15 protein-coding genes are annotated in these 21,511 nt (G+C 38.4%); 1 reads left to right on the forward strand and 14 read right to left on the reverse strand.

Translation table 11 applies throughout. The features are described from left to right. Positions 1-449: 449 nt before the first annotated feature. The 8 genes from ASE01S_RS13390 to rpsN form a co-directional block, all read right to left on the reverse strand. Positions 450-1,034, reverse strand: coding sequence for a class I SAM-dependent methyltransferase (locus ASE01S_RS13390; protein ID WP_067843413.1), 585 nt, complete (start codon positions 1,032-1,034; stop codon positions 450-452). Positions 1,035-1,069: 35 nt separating this feature from the next. Further along, positions 1,070-1,987: an NAD(P)/FAD-dependent oxidoreductase gene (locus ASE01S_RS13395; RefSeq protein WP_067843415.1), complete on the reverse strand. Its 918-nt coding sequence runs from the start codon at positions 1,985-1,987 to the stop codon at positions 1,070-1,072. Positions 1,988-2,044: 57 nt separating this feature from the next. Beyond that, a complete protein-coding gene (locus ASE01S_RS13400) occupies positions 2,045-2,536 on the reverse strand; it encodes an RrF2 family transcriptional regulator (RefSeq protein WP_067843418.1) in 492 nt (163 codons plus the stop codon). A 482-nt stretch (positions 2,537-3,018) separates the two neighbouring features. Then, positions 3,019-4,170: a GTP-binding protein gene (locus tag ASE01S_RS13410; RefSeq protein ID WP_306303221.1), complete on the reverse strand. Its 1,152-nt coding sequence runs from the start codon at positions 4,168-4,170 to the stop codon at positions 3,019-3,021. A gap of 27 nt (positions 4,171-4,197) precedes the next feature. Continuing rightward, the gene (gene dcd / locus ASE01S_RS13415; RefSeq protein ID WP_067843424.1) at positions 4,198-4,746 is read right to left on the reverse strand and encodes a dCTP deaminase; all 549 of its coding nucleotides are present in this window, start codon (positions 4,744-4,746) and stop codon (positions 4,198-4,200) included. Positions 4,747-4,761: 15 nt separating this feature from the next. Next, complete coding sequence (locus ASE01S_RS13420) at positions 4,762-5,952, reverse strand: GTP-binding protein (protein ID WP_067843427.1); 1,191 nt, start codon at positions 5,950-5,952, stop codon at positions 4,762-4,764. 188 nt (positions 5,953-6,140) lie between these two features. Beyond that, positions 6,141-7,106, reverse strand: coding sequence for a CobW family GTP-binding protein (locus tag ASE01S_RS13425; RefSeq protein ID WP_067843430.1), 966 nt, complete (start codon positions 7,104-7,106; stop codon positions 6,141-6,143). Between the two features lie 511 nt (positions 7,107-7,617). Continuing rightward, complete coding sequence (rpsN, locus tag ASE01S_RS13430) at positions 7,618-7,887, reverse strand: 30S ribosomal protein S14 (protein ID WP_067843432.1); 270 nt, start codon at positions 7,885-7,887, stop codon at positions 7,618-7,620. 779 nt (positions 7,888-8,666) lie between these two features. Here rpsN and ASE01S_RS13435 point away from each other — a divergent pair. Continuing rightward, positions 8,667-9,695, forward strand: coding sequence for a serine hydrolase domain-containing protein (locus ASE01S_RS13435; RefSeq protein ID WP_373277960.1), 1,029 nt, complete (start codon positions 8,667-8,669; stop codon positions 9,693-9,695). Positions 9,696-10,225: 530 nt separating this feature from the next. On the opposite strand, the gene ASE01S_RS13440 is transcribed toward ASE01S_RS13435, so the two are convergent. The 6 genes from ASE01S_RS13440 to ASE01S_RS13470 form a co-directional block, all read right to left on the reverse strand. After that, a complete protein-coding gene (locus ASE01S_RS13440) occupies positions 10,226-11,692 on the reverse strand; it encodes a glycoside hydrolase family 43 protein (protein ID WP_373277961.1) in 1,467 nt (488 codons plus the stop codon). Positions 11,693-13,192: 1,500 nt separating this feature from the next. After that, a complete protein-coding gene (locus tag ASE01S_RS13450; RefSeq protein WP_067843442.1) occupies positions 13,193-14,200 on the reverse strand; it encodes an ADP-ribosylglycohydrolase family protein in 1,008 nt (335 codons plus the stop codon). Beyond that, positions 14,197-16,149, reverse strand: coding sequence for a beta-glucoside-specific PTS transporter subunit IIABC (locus tag ASE01S_RS13455; protein WP_067843445.1), 1,953 nt, complete (start codon positions 16,147-16,149; stop codon positions 14,197-14,199). The genes ASE01S_RS13450 and ASE01S_RS13455 overlap by 4 nt, the downstream gene beginning before the upstream one ends. A gap of 180 nt (positions 16,150-16,329) precedes the next feature. Next, the gene (gene licT, locus ASE01S_RS13460) at positions 16,330-17,160 is read right to left on the reverse strand and encodes a BglG family transcription antiterminator LicT (RefSeq protein WP_067843448.1); all 831 of its coding nucleotides are present in this window, start codon (positions 17,158-17,160) and stop codon (positions 16,330-16,332) included. Positions 17,161-17,930: 770 nt separating this feature from the next. After that, on the reverse strand, positions 17,931-19,634 hold the full coding sequence (locus ASE01S_RS13465; RefSeq protein ID WP_083512149.1) for an arabinogalactan endo-1,4-beta-galactosidase: 1,704 nt from the start codon (positions 19,632-19,634) through the stop codon (positions 17,931-17,933). Positions 19,635-19,817: 183 nt separating this feature from the next. Next, the gene (locus tag ASE01S_RS13470) at positions 19,818-21,500 is read right to left on the reverse strand and encodes a PTS lactose transporter subunit IIBC (protein ID WP_067843451.1); all 1,683 of its coding nucleotides are present in this window, start codon (positions 21,498-21,500) and stop codon (positions 19,818-19,820) included. Positions 21,501-21,511: the final 11 nt, after the last annotated feature.

Raw genomic sequence — 21,511 nt, forward strand, 5'->3', positions numbered from 1 at the left:
CTATACTCTCAATAAAGTTAGACACTAGAAAAAACAAAAACCTTCTAGACTACTTTATTGGGAGTATAGCATTTAAGAGTAGTTTTCTTTGGATTTATCAGGCAAGCAAACTAGACCGCTTTCGCTCAGTATACTCATGATGAGCGATTTCCGAACATCTGCAACCTGCTTGCTTGCTAAGTTTATCTGTTTAACGCCAATTTAATTAAACAAGCGAATGCCTCTGTCTCGTAAGAAATCAGTTTAAGAGACATTTCTTTTCAATTGCGAATTAGTCATTTCAAAGAATTTGAGAGAAAGCTTTAAGAAGCTTAGACCATCTAAGATCGAACAAATTTCTCACATTCTATCATACAGGAGTGCATTTCAAGTATTTTCATATATCTGATTATCCAAAGCGATGATAGCCAACTTAATAGCCATACTAGTCATTTACCCCACAGTAGTAACTACACATTTTTCCTAGCGATGATCATGTAAATACTATCTTTGGGATGTAAAATTTGCGTAATACTTAGTCCTGCATTCTTGATTTCTTGCTCCATAATCGTTGAAGCAATTCTCGGATGAGTATGATTGGGTTCATCTTCCTTTTCAAATTCTACACATACCAGATAACCACCAGGTTTAAGCACTTGATTAATACGTTCAAGCGAATGAGCTAAAGGTTCAATCTCATGTAGCACTAGTGAAGCTAGTGCCAAGTCAATTGAATGATCAGGTAAAGGAATATTCTCGATACTGCCTCTAACTATTTGGATATTTGTGATGTTTTCCTTTCTTGCTTTTTCATTGATAACGGCTAACATTTTTGCATCTATGTCCAGTGCATAAACAGGGCCCTCTACCATTTTTGCAGTTGGGATTGTCAAATACCCTGTACCTGCCCCAAGATCTATGACTTTAATATTTTTGTTAATAGGAAGCAAATTTAGTAGCTGTTCTGGCGGAATATCTCCTCGTTTTTCAGGATTTTCAAGGAATTCAACCTTTTTAGTGAACATCTCATCAGAACTATATTTTATTTTCTTCATACAATTCAACCACCTTCATTAAAGTTGACTTTTTATCATAACTTAGCACTCCATGCCTCGTTATTAAGTTCATTGTTAATCGCTGCTGCTGTAAAGGCACCCATAGAAGCAGCCGCAATCGTCTGATAAAGTTTTGATGCTGCATCTCCGGCACTATATACTCCTGGAATAGTCGTTCTTCCAAAATCATCGGTAACAATCATTCCTGTTTCTGTGATGTCACAGCCCAGCACTTGGGGCAAATTCGACCCTGTCATTAGTTCAGGCTTAAAAAAGATTCCTCGACAGGGGATAGTCGTTCCATCTTCGAGCACAACTTGCTGGACGATTCCGTCATTTGAGTCGATGTGTTTAATTACCGAATTAAACAGAGGTACTTGATGTTGCTGGAGCTCCTTGCGTTGGTCATCAGTCAGTTGATCAGGACCATTTGTACAAATCGTAAAATGGTTCGTCCATCCAGATATGAGTGGAGCAAAATGCATCAGCTCTGCTCCCTTATTAATAATAACGAGTGGTTTATCTCGCAATTCCCACCCATCGCAATATGGGCAAACGAAGGCGCTTTTACCATAGACCTCGGTCAGCCCTGGTATAGCGAGTGGCTGATCCTTCATTCCGACTGCAAACAGTATTTTTTTACTTGTAAAGTTTCTTCCTTGCTTAGTTACAATTTGAAACTGACCGTCGCTTCCTTCAATTGATATCACGCTATCCTCGATCAGGGATACTGATGGATATACGCTTATCTCATCCTTGGCCAACGATCGAAATTCACTAGGAGTTATCCCGTCTCGAGTAAGAAATCCATGCGACGCTCGAGTGACCGCATTACGAGGACGACCTTCATCAATCACTGCAATATTCTTCCTTGCTCTCCCTAAAACTAAAGCTGCATTTAATCCTGCTGGACCTCCGCCAATAATTGCTACATCGAGAATCTGTTTTTCCATTATTAATCTCACCCTTCGTAGATCTTTTATATCCATAATTAGAATACAAGAAGTGCATTACTTCTTGTTAGTCGAATGGCCACAATGCTTAATAGCCTGGTCCAAGACGGACTGAATCGTATGCTCTCGTAAGTATTGATGCAAGTGCTGTTCAGCACCATCCATCACTTTTTTAACCAAACATTCACCGCGATCAGTCGTCTTCGTCTTTGTACTTCGCTCAGTACGATTCAGTTCCGCTAATAACTGATGCTGTTTTGAGTTCAAATTAGAGCATTCGAACATCTGCTGTCTACCTTCGATAGCCTGAATAACCTCAAGAAAGGTTATATTCTCAGCTGATTTGGCGAGCTCATAGCCACCTTTTACCCCAGGTACAGCACGTACAATGCCATCCTTCCTCATCTTAGCCATAATTTTGGACAAGTAGCTTTCTGAAACACTAAGGATTGTAGATAACTCCCTGACCCCAATGTTTTTATGGCTCTCTGCCTGAGCCAGATGTATTAAGGCGTGTAAAGCATAATCAGTGCTTTTAGAAAACTGCATAGTTGTCCCCTCCTTTATCAGAAGCGACCCCTATTACGGACCCGCAATATCCATAATAAGTGATTTAAAGCCATATTGCAAATAAGATGACTCAGGTACATAATAGTGATCTTCAATCAGTCAAACCAAATTTAATCAAACAAAAATGGAGGTTCATCGGTTACCTCTCTTGATCAGAACCAGCCTTTTCCGTTTCTTGAACATCACTGATCAAATGCGTCTTGACGTATTTGCGCCCAGATTTTATCGAGCTTCACCGATAAATTTCAGCTGAGAATCTCTGGCATCCGCCAAGGCTTTAATTTGTTTCAGTCGAGGTTTGAACCCCAATTGAATGGAATACAAATAGGCCTTCCTCTCACCACCTATCGGAGTTCTACTGAATGAAGTTAAATTAGTACTTTCTAAATTAAAAGGATAAGGAAACACTGGCATTACAGCACAGCATCTCCTCTTCTGTAAATATTTAATCGACTGGACGTTTACTCGACAGCAAATTCCGGTAATGGGTCGTTAAAAGTGTTAGTGGGCCTTTTTGCTTCTTCGTCCGTTAATAAACATTGATTTAATGAGTCTATGATCTGCTGCTTATCCATGCCACTTCCAATGAAAACTAGCTCTGTCATTCTATCTCCAGTCTGTGGATCCCATTCTTCAAACAAGACTGGATCTTGTACCTTTAACTCTTCTTGTTCCTCTTGGGAATAGCTAGCTAGCCATCTACCAGCCCCTTCTAATGTTATCATCGATCCAGCCTGTGACAACAAACCTGCTAGCTCATTTCTCGTAACTAACCAGAAAAAGCCTTTTGAACGAATAATTTCTTTTGGCCAGTTTTCCAGCCATTGATAAAATCGTTCTGGATGAAATGGTCGCCTGCTTCTATAAACGAATGAGCTTATCCCATATTCTTCTGTTTCCGGTATATGCTCTTCATTTAATTCCTTAATCCAGCCTGCCCCTTGACTTGCCTTGTCAAAATCAAATTGATTCGTGTTCAATACTTGTAATGGGTCAATTTGGCCAAAGCTAGTTGGGACAATTTCCGCTTCTGGATTTAGCTTCTGAAGCAGACTCTTCAACTCTGTGACTTCTTCACTTGAAAGCTGGTCTATTTTATTTAAGACGATGACATTAGCAAATTCAATTTGATCAATCAGTAGATCAACAATTCCTCTTTCATCATTATCAGAAACCTGCATTTGTCGGTCAATTAATAAATCCTCTGATTGATAATCCAACCAAAATTGTTGACCATTGACGACCGTTACCAAGGTATCAAGCTGGAACAAGGTATTTAAGTCTATTCCTAGTTGTTCATCATAATAGACAAAACTTTGAGCTACTGGAATCGGTTCAGAAACACCGCTTGATTCAATTAAAACATAGTCAATATCTAGCTTGGCCAATTTCTCTAACTCGACGACTAAATCCTCTCGTAATGTACAGCAAATACAGCCATTGGTCATCTCAACGATATTTTCTTCTGTTCTGACAAAACCGCCCTCTTTGACTAGTTTTGCATCCACATTAATCTCACTCATGTCATTAACAATGATAGCTATCTTTAAGCCATGCTGATTGCTAAGAAGATGATTAAGCAAAGTTGTTTTACCAGCACCTAAAAAAACCACTTAATACGGTAACAGGGATTTTTTTACTCATTCCTTTTCCGCCTCTCTGTCCATATAAACCCGACTCGATGTCGCTCCGATTTGATATAAATATTTACCACGATAACCCTCTGTTGCTTGATCGACCTCTGCAATGACTAATTGACACACCCGCATGCCAACCTTTAATTGAACAGGAACACGATTGGCATTAAATAATTCCAATGTGATCTGTCCGGAGAAGCCTGGGTCAATCCAACCTGCATTTTGAATAAAAACACCAAGTCTGCCTATCGAACTTCTGCCCTCGACAAATGCTGTTAAATCGTTAGGTAAGCGAATTTGCTCTAATGTCGTTCCTAACATAAACGTTTTAGGTGGTATTGTAATGACTTCTCCTTCCGGAACGAGCATTTCATGATAGCTTGCCGACTTGTCAACAGATAATAAAGGGCTAGACAGGTCATCTACTACTAAAAAATGATCACCTAGACAAAGGTCAATGGAAGCTGGTTGTATGCTTTTTTCTTTAAAAGGTGTAACTAAAATCCGCTCATCATCAATACATTGCTTAATTGTTTGTCCTGATAAAATCACCGCTCTTCACCCCGATTATGAAATTCTCCAATTAAATGGATCTCTATATTGTGACCAGTCATCAGCCATTTCTGACTCAGTTAAAAGACACCGATCTAACTCACTTGTTATCTCCTCAACATCTAAGTCCATTCCAATGAAAACTAGCTTCGTATGGCGATCACCAAATATAGGGTCCCATAAATCCTTAACCTCAGGGTTAGCTCTCAACAATTGTTGTTGTCGTTCTTTCGGTAATGAAGCGACCCAATAGGCTAATGGCTCAACATTTACTGAAGGACCTGCTTGTGATAACAATAATGCCATGTCATTATGTGTCGCACACCACATCACACCTTTTAGTCGAACAATCTCTTTCGGTAAATTGTTGTACCAGCTAACTAATCGTTCCGTATGGAAAGGAAGTCTTGATTGATAGACAAATGAACCAATCCCGTATTCTTCTGTCTCCGGTGTATGATTTTCTACTCCTGCATTAAGCTCCTTCAACCATCCTGCTGATTGACTAGCTTGTTCAAAGTCAAATGAACGTGTATTTAAGATTTTGTTCGGATCTATCTTACTATGTTGGGTACGAATAATTTTTGCTTCCGGCTGTAAGGTACGTATGACACGCTCTAGCTTTTGTAAATCTTCCTCTTGGACTAAATCTGTTTTATTTAAGAGCAGAACATTACAAAATTCAATTTGATCGAGTAATAAATCAGCGATATTGCGATCATCTTCCTCTGCAGTTGCTTGCTGTCTCTCAAGAAGACTATCTCCTGAACCAAAATCATGCCAGAAACGGTTAGCATCAACAACGGTAACCATCGTATCTAAGCGACAATATTTCGTTAAATCAATACCCATTGTCTCATCAATATAAGAGAAGGTTTGTGCTACTGGGATGGGCTCACTAATTCCGGATGACTCAATCAAAATATAATCAATATCACCTTTTTTGACGAGCTTCTCCACTTCAACTAATAAATCCTCACGTAATGTACAGCAAATACACCCATTAGACATTTCGACTAATTTTTCTTCTGTACGGGAAAAGCCACCTTGCGATTGAACTAATTCACTGTCAATATTCACTTCACTCATATCATTGACAATTACCGCTACCTTCAATCCTTCACGATTATGTAAAACATGATTCAATAACGTTGTTTTACCTGCACCTAAATAACCACTTAATACAGTAACAGGGATCTTTTTCATATGTTTTCCTCCTCGATCATGATAAATTTTCAAAAAACCGAATTTAGAAGCAGCAGATTAAGGTGCAACGGGGTGATTAACGAAGCCGTAACCTTAGACACCAAGTAGTGCAAAAATCAGATCATAGCTCTTATTCACAGTTATCGCCCCTTAAATCATAATAATTACGATTTATATATTAAAAAAATTTAAGCTAGACAATATTGAAAGCCTGTTTCTAGTTCCTGATAGTCCAACTGCTTTCCAATAAATACAAGCTCGCTTTGACGCTTTTCATTATTACCCCAACGAGAGCCCTCTGTACCAGCAAAAAGCATATGTACACCTTGAAAAACAACTCTATTCTCAAGTTGCTTAATGTTGAGCACACCTTTATAGCGAAATAATTTTTCTCCTTTAATCCGGACTAAATAGGCGAACCATTTATTTACTTTGTCTAGGTCAAGTGGACGTTCATCTTTAAAAACAAACGAGGTCACTTCACTATTGTGATGGTGGTGATGTGTATTAGCCAACAAATTTGGGTCGACCTTTAATACACTAGTTAAATCAAAGGATTTTTTTCCAATTAAATCTTGAACATCTGCATTGGCATACGTTGTGTAAATCCGCTTCGCATGTGGATTCATCTTAGTCAGTTCTTGTTCCAATACTTGTTTTTCCTCATCTGAAATTAAGTCGATCTTATTTAAAAGTAAAACATCTGCAAAAGCGATTTGTTGTCCAGGCTCTTCTTCCTTTAAATGCTGCCAAATATGCTTAGCATCCACCATGGTGATGACGCTATCGATTTCAAATGCCTCTGCTGTTTTTTCATCCATTAAAAAGGTTTGGATGACCGGCGCAGGATTTGCCATCCCTGTGGTTTCAATGATAATGCGATCGATTTGCTCTTCTTGCCGGATAAGGTTTTTCAGTATCCGGATTAAATCGCCCCGTACATTACAGCAAATGCAACCACTGTTAATCTCAATCATTTCTTCTTTGGTCGATACCACTAAGTGACTATCAATCGATGTATCACCAAATTCATTAATGATCACTGCAACGTTTTGCTCAGGGATATCCTTTAATAAGTTGTTCAGCAATGTTGTTTTACCCGCACCTAAAAAGCCTGTTAGAATCGTTACGGGAATCGTTTGTTCTATCGGCAACGTGGTTTTCCTCCTAAATCATTGTTTGCTTTTTACTAGTTGGGTTACGCGTTAATACCGGTAAAATTTTGTTTAGATTATTTCGTGTTCAAAAATATCAAATTTGATGCCAGTAGATCGTGGTAACACTGGTTGAGCAAGATAGCGTCTGCCTTTAAATACGCGAATAGCGCAAACACGCCCCAACAAGGGGAACTGCCGTTGTTAGCTTTTGAACAGTCTTTATAAAGTGAAACTTCGTTCAGTGGGGTCGACGCATAGGATGTGCTCGTGCAGACGTTGCGACACGACGTCGGCGAACTTAGTTCCTCTCTCACCACTGAACGTTAGTTGAACCAATCGGGCCGTTACTGGCTGTTGGATCTCCCACTTAGACATGACGTGTTCACTTATTTCTTCAAGTGAGAGTCTTACAAAAGCCCTTCGATGGGGCGAGTAATCGCAGCCCCAGCCAGTTATACTGCGATAAAAATAAGACAGGGAACATGATGCCATGTCCCCATACAATCTATTACCAACTGGACTTTTTCACGCCTGGTATTTGTCCTTTATGAGCATATTCTCTAAATGCAATACGAGACATGTTAAATTTACGCATATACCCACGTGGTCTACCGGTTACTTCGCAGCGATTTGTTACACGGGTTGGAGAAGAGTCTCGTGGTAATTTACGAAGCGCTTCGTAATCTCCCTTAGCTTTTAGCTCTCTTCTTAAAGCTGCATATTGTTCAACCATTTTCTGACGCTTTTTCTCTTTTGCAATTTTGGACTTTTTAGCCATTTTGATCTTACTCCTTTAAATAATAATATTTATCTGCCTTTCTGAAATCAAATGCCTTGGCCTATTTGCGCCTATATTTTATTGAGCTTTCGGTCAATACATTTCCGCTGATCTGTGGCATCCGTCGGAGAATTTAATTTTATTCCGCTAGGGTTTGAAGCCCCATAGGAAACAAAGGCATTTCCCTCACCACTTATAGAAGGGAGAAAATTTTCTGAATGAAATTAAATCGTAATCATTACGTATTATAGTTTATTTTTCGTTAAATGTAAATAGTAACGATTACGATTTAAATAATATACTTCATTTCTTTTTTGCTGATATGTATGTAGGATAATAAAGTGAAACTTCGTTCAGTGGGGGTTTCGACACATAGGATGTGCTCGTGCAGACGTTTCAACACAACGTCGCGAACTTAGTCAGCTTCCTCTCTCCCCCACTGAACATTAGTTGAACCAATCGGGCCGTTACTTGCTGTTGGATCTCCCACTAGACATGACCTGTTCCCTTATTTCTTGATGTGGGAGTCTTACTGAAAGCTACACTGCGATAAATGTTTCTTTTATTAAGTAGGTCATGGTATGCTACCTTATATGCATGTGCTTAGATACTACCAAAGCAAAATGAAAATCATTGCCAATTTCGATCTTGGAGAAATAGTGATGCTTTTCGGCTATATGTTTCAAGGTATGATTTTGTTGTAAAGGAATTTAGAGTGATTTTTGCTAGAGGATGAAACAAAACATTAACGATTAAATAAAGAAAAGGGACGGATGAAGTTGGGATCAAATTTATTGCATGACATCAAATTAAAAGCAAATGAAATGAATTTCTCTGGAAGTATATTGGTCAAAAATAAGGATAAGGAAATTAACTTTTCGTTAGGTTATGCTAACCGTTCTGAACAGTTACCCAATCAAGCAACAACAAGGTTTGGTATCGCTTCAGGCTGTAAGCTAATAACAGCAATAGCTATTTGCCAGCTAGTGGATCGTGGGCAGTTAACATTTAATACGACATTAAGGGATTGTTTAAAGCTTAACTTTGAACAGATTGATTCTTCGGTATCAGTCCATCAGCTACTGACTCATTGTTCAGGTGTACCCGACTATTTCGATGAAGAAATGATGGATGATTTTGAACAATTATGGGTCAAGCAGCCGATGTATTTACTAAGGAAGCTAACAGATTTTCTACCGTTGTTCGAGAACCAACCTATGAAATTTTCTCCAGGAGAGCGGTTTCACTACAATAACGGTGGCTATATATTATTAGGATTAATTGTTGAACAAGTATCAGGTATGTCTTTTGCTGATTATGTAGTAAAACATATTTTCTCATCACTTAACATGGATCAATCTGGCTATTTCGCTTTCGATCATCTACCCCAAAATACGGCATTAGGGTATATTGAAAATCCTGATGGATCATGGCGGACAAATATTTATGCCCTACCTGTAGTGGGGGGTTCTGATGGCGGCGCCTATCTGACCACTAGGGATGTTGATCGATTATTGATAGGGCTTATTGAAGAAAAACTATTGACAGCATCAATGACAAGAACAATACTCACACCACATGTTCATGTCGATGGCCAGACTTATTACGGTTACGGATTGTGGATCGATAAGGACGTGAATGGAGAAATACTTAAGTATCATATTATGGGCTATGATCCTGGAGTAAGCTTTCATGCTAGCTATTATCCAACCTTAGCTAAGCGTGTCGTAGTCTGTTCAAACCAATCAGTCGGTGCCGGCAAGATTAATGAAGTGATAGAAAAAAATTTGTTAAATCATTTAAATTAACTTCTGTAAATGGTATCAGTACCTATCTGGCACCATCGCTAGGACTTGAATCTTATTCAGAAGTAAAAAGGGCAGTGGCATAATTTTTCAATATTTTTCAGCACAAATGATGAACAATTTGCAAAACCATTCTTCATCTTTATATTCTTCTAGAGAATCTAAATCTACTTAGATTGATTTCATTTGGCAGTTGGGCAAATGGCTGTTATTGATCTATCATTGAGAGACGCCTCTTCTGTGTGGTAGTGATTGTTCGCACGATACTTTACCAAACGAAGCGGTGTTTTTCTATGTTCGTCAAGTCAATTAGCTAATCGCTTCAAAGCTATACTACATATAACATTCTGCCAAAAGCATAATCGGGCCGGTCGGACTTTCTTTTACCTCTCACTATATCCTAAAAGGAAAACAGTGGACAATGTCATTCCATTGCCCACTATTATCGTATGTTTTCCAAACTTGACTAGTAGAGCAGACTAAACCGCAGATGTCACAGCAAACAGCTAAAAAGGCGTAACAATTAGATTTTTTTAATTTGCTGCACCGTTTGTATCTAAACTGGTTGTTTTGCTTCCTACTATCGTCATATTGTTGTTACCTATTGCAGAAAAAACAAGGCCGTGTTTTTGCAGTGTCTCATTCCATTGTCTAAGAGCAACACCTTCATAAAAGCCATCTGTTAAATTAAGTGTAATATAATAATCACCTGACAACCACCAATAACCAGTAGCCGCACCAGATACCGCCCCGTTCGCATGAAGTTCAATTAAACTCGAGTGTTGAACATCGGCAGATATGGCTAGACCATGGTTAATAAATTTATAAGTTCCTACAACGTCCCCCCATCCTACTGATTCGATGCTTTCACCTGCATAACGATAAGGTGCAATGATAGGCCAACCTGCTCTATTCATAATTAGACGGTGTACTCTGACTTCATGAGCTTCACCACGACCAGGAAAGCGGGTATGGAAGAAAATAAAACTCTCTCCATTTTCTTCTGTATACACCGAATTATGCCCTGGAGAAATATAACCTGTACCCCGACCAGTCCCAGGTTCCCCTGGATACCGTTCAAAAAAGAAATTACCCATTAGTTTTACACCATAAGGCTCTATAGCTCTATCGTCAAAGAATGAGCCATTAGGGCCTCTTACTTGATCCATACGATTACCTACAGCATCTACGAATGGCCCATCGGGGTTTCTTGATCTCATTACACGCATATTATACCCACCGGCAGCATCTAATCCACCATAGGTAAGATGTAAATAATAATAACCTGTACTTGCATCATACTGCATGTATGGTCCTTCAATTCGAACATGGTTGCCACCAATTAAGTGCTTACCGTAACCCTGTCCTTCAAAGGGTATCCCTTCGACTGGATCGAGTTCTAGAATAAAAATGCCGCCTGAGTACGAGCCATATAAAAGCCAAAATCTCCCGTCAGCATCAAAAAAAGCATGCGGATCAATGGCATTAGGATGTATCGTCGGGTCATAAATGGTTCCATCAGGACTTAGCTCACCCCACATACCTGATTTCAAAAAGATACCTTGGTTAACATAAGGTCCCTCTATATGGTCAGCTACCGCTAGCCCCATTGCAGACCGTGGCGAACTTCCCTCGCATGCATTATAATACATGTAGTATTTATCACCCACCTGAGTGACGTCTGCAGCCCACAATGTATTCGTATTAGCCCATGTAAATGCTTCTTCTAACTCTGCAAAAACATCCTCAAATAATGGGTTTGCTCTAGAAACACTTGTGCTAATTTGCTGCCACTGCATTAGATTAGTCGATTTAGCAGCAGCTAAGTGTGAGCCAAAGACATAAAACGTATCATCAACCTTTATAACAGAAGGATCATGCACACTAACATTTTGGAAGTGAGGTATGTTCAGACTAGCAGCATTCTCAATTTTAGGAAATAAAAAAATGCCGAACATAACAATCATGGTAAATACACCCAGTTCGACTTGTCTTTTCATCGTTATTCTCCTCTCATTTTGGTTAGTGTTTGAAACACTATCTTATTTTTTGTACAAAAAATAACTCAATCACCCCCTATCTCTTTTATACGTATACGTAGCATGGCTCCATATATTCCATTAATGTAAGCGTTTTAATTAAGATCAATAAAAAAATTACAACTCGAGTTAAAACAAACCATACTAGGACATTTTGGTTAACTACTATAGCTGTTGATACTACATTATAAAAAGGTCCATAGGAATTTTAATTCCCAGAACCTTTTTGTGATTCAACAGATATAATCAGGACCAATGTAGCAAAATAGCTCTAGCTGAATTAGTCATTTCTCACCTTCACCTTATTCACCAATTTATTCATCTAAGAAAACCAGCTCGTTAGCTGAGACTGATCTCCTTGAAAGCACATTATATCCTGTTGTTTGAAAGGCACAGCTAGCCAGAAAAATAAGGGGTGAAGTAGATGCCTAGCAAACAAAATGTTACCAAAAGCGATCTACCTAACACTTTTTTCATGGTTAAAGGATCATGATCACTTTCATAATAATCGTCTTTTGATTTATATATACATATGCCTAACAGTCTTAATAAGTTAAAGAGACCAAAAGATAGGGTAAAAAAGATAGGGACAATAATTACCAATTGAAGCCATAAAGGATATTGCATTGTATCGATTAGAAAATTCACTATCTTTTTTTTCATTGTTTTACCCTTATTTCATTTTTTATCGCAGTGTAACTCGCTGGAGCCTGCGATTACTCCCCCATCGAAGGGCTTTTGTAAGACTCCTAGTTCAAGAAATAAGGGAACATCATGTCTAAGTGGGAGATTCAATAGCCAGTAACGGTCCAATTGGTTCAAGTAACGTTCAGTGGGGCGAGAGGAAGCTGACTAAGTTCACGACGTCGTGTCGCAACGTCTGACCTAGCACATCCTATGCGAAACCCCCACTGAACGAAGTTTCACTTTATCAGCTTGCTTTGAAAAATTATATTTATCATTAGAAACTGTTATACCATCAATTTCTTATAGTATACTTAACTCTTGTTCCTCACCTTCATACCCTAAACAGAAAGCATATCATCGTCATTTTATCTCCTTTAAACCCCCCTATTCTAGTTAAACTTATCAAGTGAATAGATACCACTCCTTTAAACAATTCAATGATTGATTTTTTCAATTTTTACACATATACAATACCAAATAATTGAATTAAGTTAAATATAAAGTTCCAGTTAATATAACTTATTTAATTAAAACAAAAAGCAAGCTGTAAGCGTCAAGTGACCATCATTGCTTTCACTTGATGCTTACAGCTAGGTTTGAAGCCATGTATATAGCTAAGCTACCTTTGCCATAATGTTGCCTGTTTGAGGAATTAACACATGAAACATTCTTTCAGGAATTAAATTGATTGTGATGGAAAGTGTAAAATTTGCATTATTAACAGTTACCTTTTCACCATCATCCTTGTTAGTGCTAGACTGATCTCTGGCTATGTTAAACAAAATACGGTGAGAACGGTAGGATGTTCTCTGCAAGTTTAGCCATATCTAAACCATTGACCTCTTCAATTAATGCTAGGTCATTCTCATCGAAAAATGGATTGATCCCTCCACAAATACTGGTTGAGATAGCACCGATCGTGTCTGTGTCTGCTCCTAAGCTCGCACTCATTTTCGCAGCTTTGCCCGGATCTCCATTAGCAAGTTGCACAATCGCCAAAACAGCTGGGATCGTTTCAATCGTTTCAACACCTGTGCCCAATTCATTAACAATGCGTCTAATCGCCTCTGTTTTAGAACAATGATTGACAATATCACGTGCATATTGAATGCGGAAGGATAGATCCGGACTCGGAAACTCTGCCCCAACCCCTTTTGATTCATTTGCTACGTTAGCAGCAAGTTCCCAAATCTCATCAATATCCTTCCCGCCAGCAGCAACATAACTAATACAGGCTGCCACAACAGACGCTCCCGACACAGCTATACTCGTATTATGCGTCGGTAAACAAATTTCATAAACATTCTTGACTAGCTCATCTAAATGTCTGTAATCAGAAATAAGCCCGATCGGTGAAATTTTCATTGCCGCACCATTGGTTGTATTGCCAAAGCCTGCCTTTGTAATAGAAGCTCCTTCTTTTATCGCTTGAATTGCGCGTAATGTTGAAGGACCAGAGACTAACTTAGCATCCTCTGCATTTGAAATCCATTCTGACAAATGCTTAATGTAATCCATCGCATTTAATTTTCCTTGGTTTTTAACAATTGATTCTAGAAGCATCACCGTATTAATGGTGTCGTCAGTAATAGAACCAGCTGGTAAACTTCTTGGAATTAGTTGATTTTCTAAGGATGGTAATAAAGTTTGAATACCATCTGGGAACTTTCTTTTTATTTGATTATAGGTCCAGAACTCTGTTGGCATCCCATAAGCATCGCCAAGCGCTCCTCCTAGCAAAATTCCTTTTATTCGCTTTAATAATTGATTATTTGTCGTCATACTAAACTCCCCCGCTCCTCGGTTAAATCACCGATACTAACATTTTCTCTTTCGCTCTTTAATTGAACGGACATCAATTCTCCTGAATAGTCAATAAAATCAGCATCAGTCATTAAAATATCAGTGTATTGATCTGAATTAGTCATCACTACTGGTGTTTCAATAGTAACGTTAGCTTCCTTCAATGCCTTTAAGTCAAACTCAATGATCGGTTCACCTTTTTTGACAAAATCTCCTTGTGCTTTTAGCTTCTTGAAATATTCTCCTTCTAATCTTACTGTGTCTTTGCCAACATGAATAAGAAGCTCAAGCCCATCCGTACTTGTCATACCTACAGCATGGCCAGTCGGGAAAATCGTGGTAATCTCCCCATCAAAAGGGGCTACAACTTGGTTTCCTTCTGGATAAAATAAAATACCTTTCCCTAGTAGTCCATTTGCAAAGGCAGAATCGGTCGCATTTTCTAGCTTTGTCACTTTTCCTTTTAACGGAGAAGCAATCACTACTTCTCCCAATCCAGAATTATCACGTCTCACCGTTTCCTCGGATCCTGATTCAATTTTTTCGTCAAAAGTGAAGTAAGTCAACAAGAACGAAATAATCATTGAAATCGCTACACCAATTATCGAAATGATCAGACCTGAATAACTGCCATCAGGATTTAGGAATGAAACAAAACCAAAAATCCCCACAACACCTGCATACATATTAGCGCCAAGCACGGAAATAAACGTCCCGCCAATAGCTCCACCAATCATTGAAAATGCAAAACGTTTTTTTACTGGTAGCGTCACGCCATAAATTGCAGGTTCAATGATACAAAATAATGCAGAAATCAGTGCTGGAATGGCAATTTCCTTCTGCGCTCTTGACTTAGTTTTAAAGTATACGGCTGCAACTACAGCTGTTTGAGCAAATGATGCGGTAAATAATGTTGGTAAAATATAATCAAAACCATGGATACCAAAATTCTGCAAGCCAAGTGTAATCAATGGCCAATGTAACCCAAGAATAACTAAAGGTTGATAAACAAGTGCTACAATAAAAGATGTAAAAATTGATGAAATCCCATAAAGAGTGGACACACTATTTGAAATTAACTCACTTAGCAAGTTTGTAATTGGTCCAATTATTAATAAAGAAATTGGTAGAGTAATTAAAATAGTTAAAAACGGAACTAACGTAAAAGCCATCACTGATGGAATCTTCTTTTTCAAAAACTGATTAATTTTTGACGCGATAAACACAATAAAGATAATTGGAATAACAGTTGAACCATAGCCCATCTCAGGAAACATAATCGGAATTCCAAAGAATGTTTGGTAAACAGGGGTAGCAATAAATGAGCCTTCGAAAAGAGTCATCATGACCTCACCACCAGCCAAACTTTCTGTTAAGCCAGGGAAAATGGTTATTGCTCCAATAATGATCCCTATTGCTGGATCCAGTTTAAAAGCCTTTGCACTTGTATAACCTAGAATGACAGGGAAAAAGCTAAAAATAGCTTGCCCCATAGCGTTGAGAATAATATGAGCACCATCTGTTTCTTGCACTAAACCAGTAAATGTGAGGATCATAAGCAGCCCTTGAATTAACCCACTAGCCAGTAATACTCCCAAGATTGGTGTAATAACTTTAGTGATTATCTGGATAATCGAATTAAGAACACCTTTTTTTTCATCGGCCTCCATTGTCTTTCCTGAACCTATTTTGTCCAGAATTTCATTGTAGACATCTCCCACATGGGTACCGATCACAACTTGATACTGCCCGCCTGCCTTTTGAGCTGTTGCAATCTCATTGTTCTCCTTTAATTTTGTTGCGTTTACAAGACTGTAATCATTTAAAGTAAAGCGTAATCTTGTCATACAATGTGTTACACCGATAATGTTATCCTTTCCACCCACATTTTCGATGATAAAATGTGAAAGTTGATCATATCTCCCCATCATTATGCCTCCTCAATTTTTGATTTTTTATATATAAAAAGGCAATACTTAATAAGCGATCGATCACTTATTAAGTATTGCCTGATTTAACAGTTACAACCCTAATTTATTCAGTTTTGCGCTGAAACATCTGAACAAAATGCTTGTCCATCACTGCTAGTGCTTATAGCACCGAGTAGATTAATTAAGTATTCGATTAATATGAAGAATGAGATAAAACTTTTCTTCATCATGGACTGTAATGTTCAGTTTTTTCTCTAGATACAATGCAATCTTATCCACACAAGCTGCTACTTCCGGTAGTTTCGTAATAATATCTTTAAGTAAATTGAAGTTCTTTGAAGAAATGTGCTCATTAGCAAAAACTCTTCGCAAAAAAAACTTCAAATGTGAGACAAAGCGAGCGTAATTTAATGAATTCTCGTCGAGCTCTACTTTAAATTGATAACGGATCATTGTTATAATCTCATGAATAATTTCAGTGCTTAATACGGTCTGCTGCATCTCAACACCATTTTGTTGGGCGTTGACAAAGTGAAGGGTAATAAAGGCTGCTTCATCTTCAGATAACATCACATTTTCATAATAATGAATAATTTTTAAAGATTCCAGAGCTGCCTCATATTCTTTTTTATAAAATTGCTTAATCTCCCATAGTAAGGCATTTTTTATATCGGTATGATTTTTGTTTCTTTCCAATGCATAAGTAATATGGTCTGCCAAACCGATATAAACACTTTCATCAAATTTAACATTTAGCTTCTTTTCTGCAGCTTCGATCAGTTTATTAGTTAGCTCTAAGTGATTCACAGGGATTTCATCTAATAGTTTCAAAAAATTATTCATCGTTTGGGCAGATTGTAGGACAAATACCTTCTCAATTCTAGCGTCTTCTAATCGATCCCCTATCTTTTTGTTAAAAGCAATGCCTCGACCAATAATAATATGCTCTAAGTGACGATCATTCTCAGCAAGTACAACATTATTATTATAGACTTTTTTTAGTTTCAAAACGAATTCACCCCCATGACCATACTTTAGCAAAACAAAAAAAGATCAACTAATGTAGACACAATGAAATAAAGTGTTATACATCAACTTGATCTTGCCTGCGAAATACAGTTACAACTCAAAGTAGTTATTTAGTTATAGTTTAAGTTTAAATGTAAAACGCTTACTTGTCAATATAAAAAGAACAAATAGGTTTTAAATGTGCCTTGGCGTATTTGCGCATAGATTTTATTGAGCTCTGCTCGTTAAGTTTTCGTTGAAATCTCTCAGACTTCCACCTGAGGCTTTCTTTATTCAACTGAGGTTAAACCCCAGTGAAAGGTATACAAATAGACATTCATCTCTCTCCTTATAGAGTGGGAGACTTCTGCCGTATGAGGTTAAATCTATCCATCTTATTACAATACCTCGAGTATACTAGCTTCTTTGCTGACCTCTTCAAGCTTTTTCTTTGATAGTTTTTTCAAGAAAAGTAAAAGCCAATAAAAAAACTGATATTTCAATTTTTTATCGGCTCCTACTTTTTCATTCTCTTAATATCAAAAAACTTCCAATTGCGTCCAAGACGGGACTTCACTCAGTTCTCTTCTCTTCAATCATCTAATAAAATTTATCTTTTTTTATACTTAGCTATCCTTCTTTGGTATGAAAATAATAAGTTAACGTCCGTCTTAGCCGTTACCTTAAAATCAACAGTTGAGGGAATGGAGCAAGTGTGATTAACTTTTAAGACATTTAATTTCGCTTCTTCTCCAACTGCTTTGCTCCTGCTACTCTGCGATTTTGACTAATTTCCAATCATCTGTTGTTCCCCAACCGTTAGCATCAGCTTTTACGCTAAGCCCAACACTCACTTCCCTAGCTTCTTTCAAGGTAAATTCAGCGATTCCTTCCTGCCATTTTTCATGACCTTGTAAATGAATGTTTTGGCTTCTTGCTATTATTTCTCCTCCAGTTTTAACCATTGCAATAATATCTTCAGAAGCACCTGTTTCATCCCCCTGTATGACTAGGGAGAATCGGTACGTTCCGGGTTGTAAGTTCACCTTTTGATCAACTGTAAATTCAATAGCACGGTTACTCCAGAAGTGTAATGCATAAGCTCCTGTTTTTGGTGTATCTGCTTTTCTTGTCACATAGTTTTGAGTAATTGTATAATCACTTAAATTTGCCTGCTCAAAACTGCCATTTTTAAGCAGGTTTTCTTCTTCCTTGGGTACATGACCATAACCTTGATCCGCATATTTGAAAACCTTTAATGAATCCAATGCTTTACCGTTAAAATCAAATAAAGCTTGATTATCCCATTCAGACCCGCCATAGTTTGATTCGTTAACATGTGGATCATAACTAATAGCTGCCGTTGTCGCCCAACCCGAACCAAATTGCTCCCAAATCGCCATGTTAGCATCACGGTCAGCTGGCCCTACAGGTATCCAAGCAGGTTCCCAATAAAATACACCTAAGGCATCCTCACCCCCTTTAACCGTAGCATCCATGACATCACGAAGCGAGTTGGCTTGGCCTTGTACGGTAGCTGGGTATCCACCCGTTGTAATTTGACTTATTGAATGGACCACATTCTTTTGGCCATCACCATCTGCCAATGTGTATGCATAACTCGTTTCTGCTACAAGTGTTTTCTTACCATATGTGTTAGCCACCGTATTTAATACATAAGTAAGATTCTCTAAGCTTCCATGCCAGAACGCATAGTAACTGGTCGCAAAGACATCATAGTCAATATTATGATCATGCAATCCTTTAGCATAATTCAAAATCGTTGAAGTCCGCTCTGGATTGGTAAAGTGAAAGGCAATTAAAATATTCGGATCCACTTCACGAACGGCCTCTGATCCTGCTCGAAACAATTCATAACGACCATTACCGGCTTCACCAGCCATACCGCTTCCTGTCGTTTCATTACCAACTTGAACCATGCCCACATCAACACCGGCAGCAAGCATTTGTTGCAAACTATCTTTAGTAAAGTGGTAAAGCGCATCTGCCTTCTCTGAAACACTCATGCCCGTCCAAGCCTTTGGCGCAATTTGACGTCCCGGATCTGCCCAAAAGTCGGAATAATGGTAATTGATCAGCACTTTCATTCCTGCGTCAGTTGCTCGTCTCCCTATTTCAATGGCTTTTCCAACATCAACATTTCCTGCACCATACCCTTGACCCTTATCGTTATAGGGATCATTCCAAACGCGGATACGAACATAATTTACACCATTTTCAGCTAAAAGTGTGAATAAATCTTTTTCCACACCATTCTCATCATAGTATTTCACACCACTTTGCTCCTGTGCAATAATAGATGAAATATCTGCTCCTTTGATAAAGTCTTCAGGCATCCCCTCAACTTTTTCAATATAAAAATCTTCTTCTGCATGAACTGGAATAGCAGTAACGTTTCCAGCAATTACAGTAATGATCATGACTAAAACAACTAACCATTTCCATTTTTTCATGTTCTTCACCCTTATTATTTATTGGTCACACGTAAAACAACAAACCCCAATTAGTGAAGCGCGATCAATTTTAGTAGGAAATAGTTCCTCCTTTCTGTTAACGAGCGACTCATACCGATCGTTTTATGATTGTAATAGAAAACACTAGCTAAACGTAAAATAACTAGTGTTCTATTCATGTGATTAGATTTGTGCTAATACAAAATCAATGGCACCTTTAGGATCACGAGTCAAGTTGATGTATTCTGCACCTTTTGTTGCAACAACTTTTACGCCAACTTTTTCTGCATCTTTCTTAATATCTTCAAGATATGAATTGACTTGTGGTGCTAAAACGACTAAGTCGAAGTTTTTCATTATATCATAGTGAGAACCATATGCCCCAGCTTGAGCAGTAATATCAATACCGGTTTCTTTTGCCCCTTCTTCAAGAGCATTAGCTAACATGGCACTCGTTCCAGCTCCTGCACATAAGACGAGAACACGTTTGCCGCTGCCAACCTTATCTTTATCAGCCTCGCTAACCGCTTCCACGGTCGCACCTACTTTTTCAGCTGCTTCAGCAATCTCCTCTTTCGCCTCTTCAAGTGCAACATTTTTCGCCTCTTGTTCCACTAGCTCCGCATCATAAGCTTTGATAAATGGGAGATAAATAATGGAATCCACAACGATTAACACAAGTGCTAAGACGATCGCTAACACTGCAAACCCAGTTCCCATGACTAAACCAATTGGTCCAGGAGTTGCCCACGGTAGGACCGTGATGAAACTATTCATTTGTAAAACATCAACAAAAAATTTGAATAACCATACGTTTACAATTGGTGCTAATAAGAATGGGATAAAGAAATACGGGTTCAGTATCATCGGTGTTGCAAATAACAGTGGTTCATTTACTGCAAACGATACTGGGACAAATGAAGCTTTCCCCACTGCCTTTAACTGTTTGGATTTGGCAAATAACAGGAATAAGAACGGAACGACTAAAGTTGCACCCGTACCACCCATGGTACCAACAAAGTTCCCTAAACCTACGGTCAAGACTTTAGAGGCTTGCTCCCCACTTTGGAATAATTCAAAGTTTGTATCAACATTTGCATAGATGATAGCCGCGATTGCGGGTTCAACAATTGAAGGTCCGTGAACCCCAACAAACCAGAATAAGGCCATCGCTCCCCAAATAATGGCGATGCCCAGATAACCATCAGCAGCACCGAATAGAGGCTGTAGTACCTCGATAACTAGCTCAGCAAACGTACCATCACTAAAGTAACGTACTACCGTATCAATAATGACTGCGCCGAATACCGCAATTGAAAACGGAATGATGTCACGGAACATTTGCGTAATCGTTCCAGGAACTTCTTTCGGCATTTTGATTGTCAAGTCACGTTTTACACAGAATTTATAAACATTAACTGTAATAAATGCAGCGATAAATGCAGCGATTAGTCCCTTAGTTCCCATATAATCTGTCGAAATTCCACCATCTACTTGACTAGCTCCAAGCATTAAAAATCCGCAAATAGAGGCTAACATGACCGAAACTTCATTAATTTGTTTACCAGAGTCAGACAATTGACGGTTCATCGAGTTCGCTAAACAGCGAGCCGTTGTAGCAGCCACTAATAGACCGACAATCCCCATCGAGTATCCGTAGACCTTCCATAACCAGTTTGAAAATGCTTCTGGCAGCGTGATGTTAAAAATTTCTGGAACTGCTGCGATCATAATGAAAATACTAGAAAACAATATCGCAGGCATGGCTGTTAAAAAGCCGTCACGAATCGCTCCTAAATAAATGTTTCTTGAGATTTTTTCGAAAAATGGTTTTGCTTTTTCAATTTGTTTGATAATAGCATTCATTGCTTGTTCCT

The sequence above is a fragment of the Amphibacillus sediminis NBRC 103570 genome, from assembly GCF_001552275.1.
Taxonomy (GTDB): Bacteria; Bacillota; Bacilli; order Bacillales; family Amphibacillaceae; genus Amphibacillus_B; species Amphibacillus_B sediminis.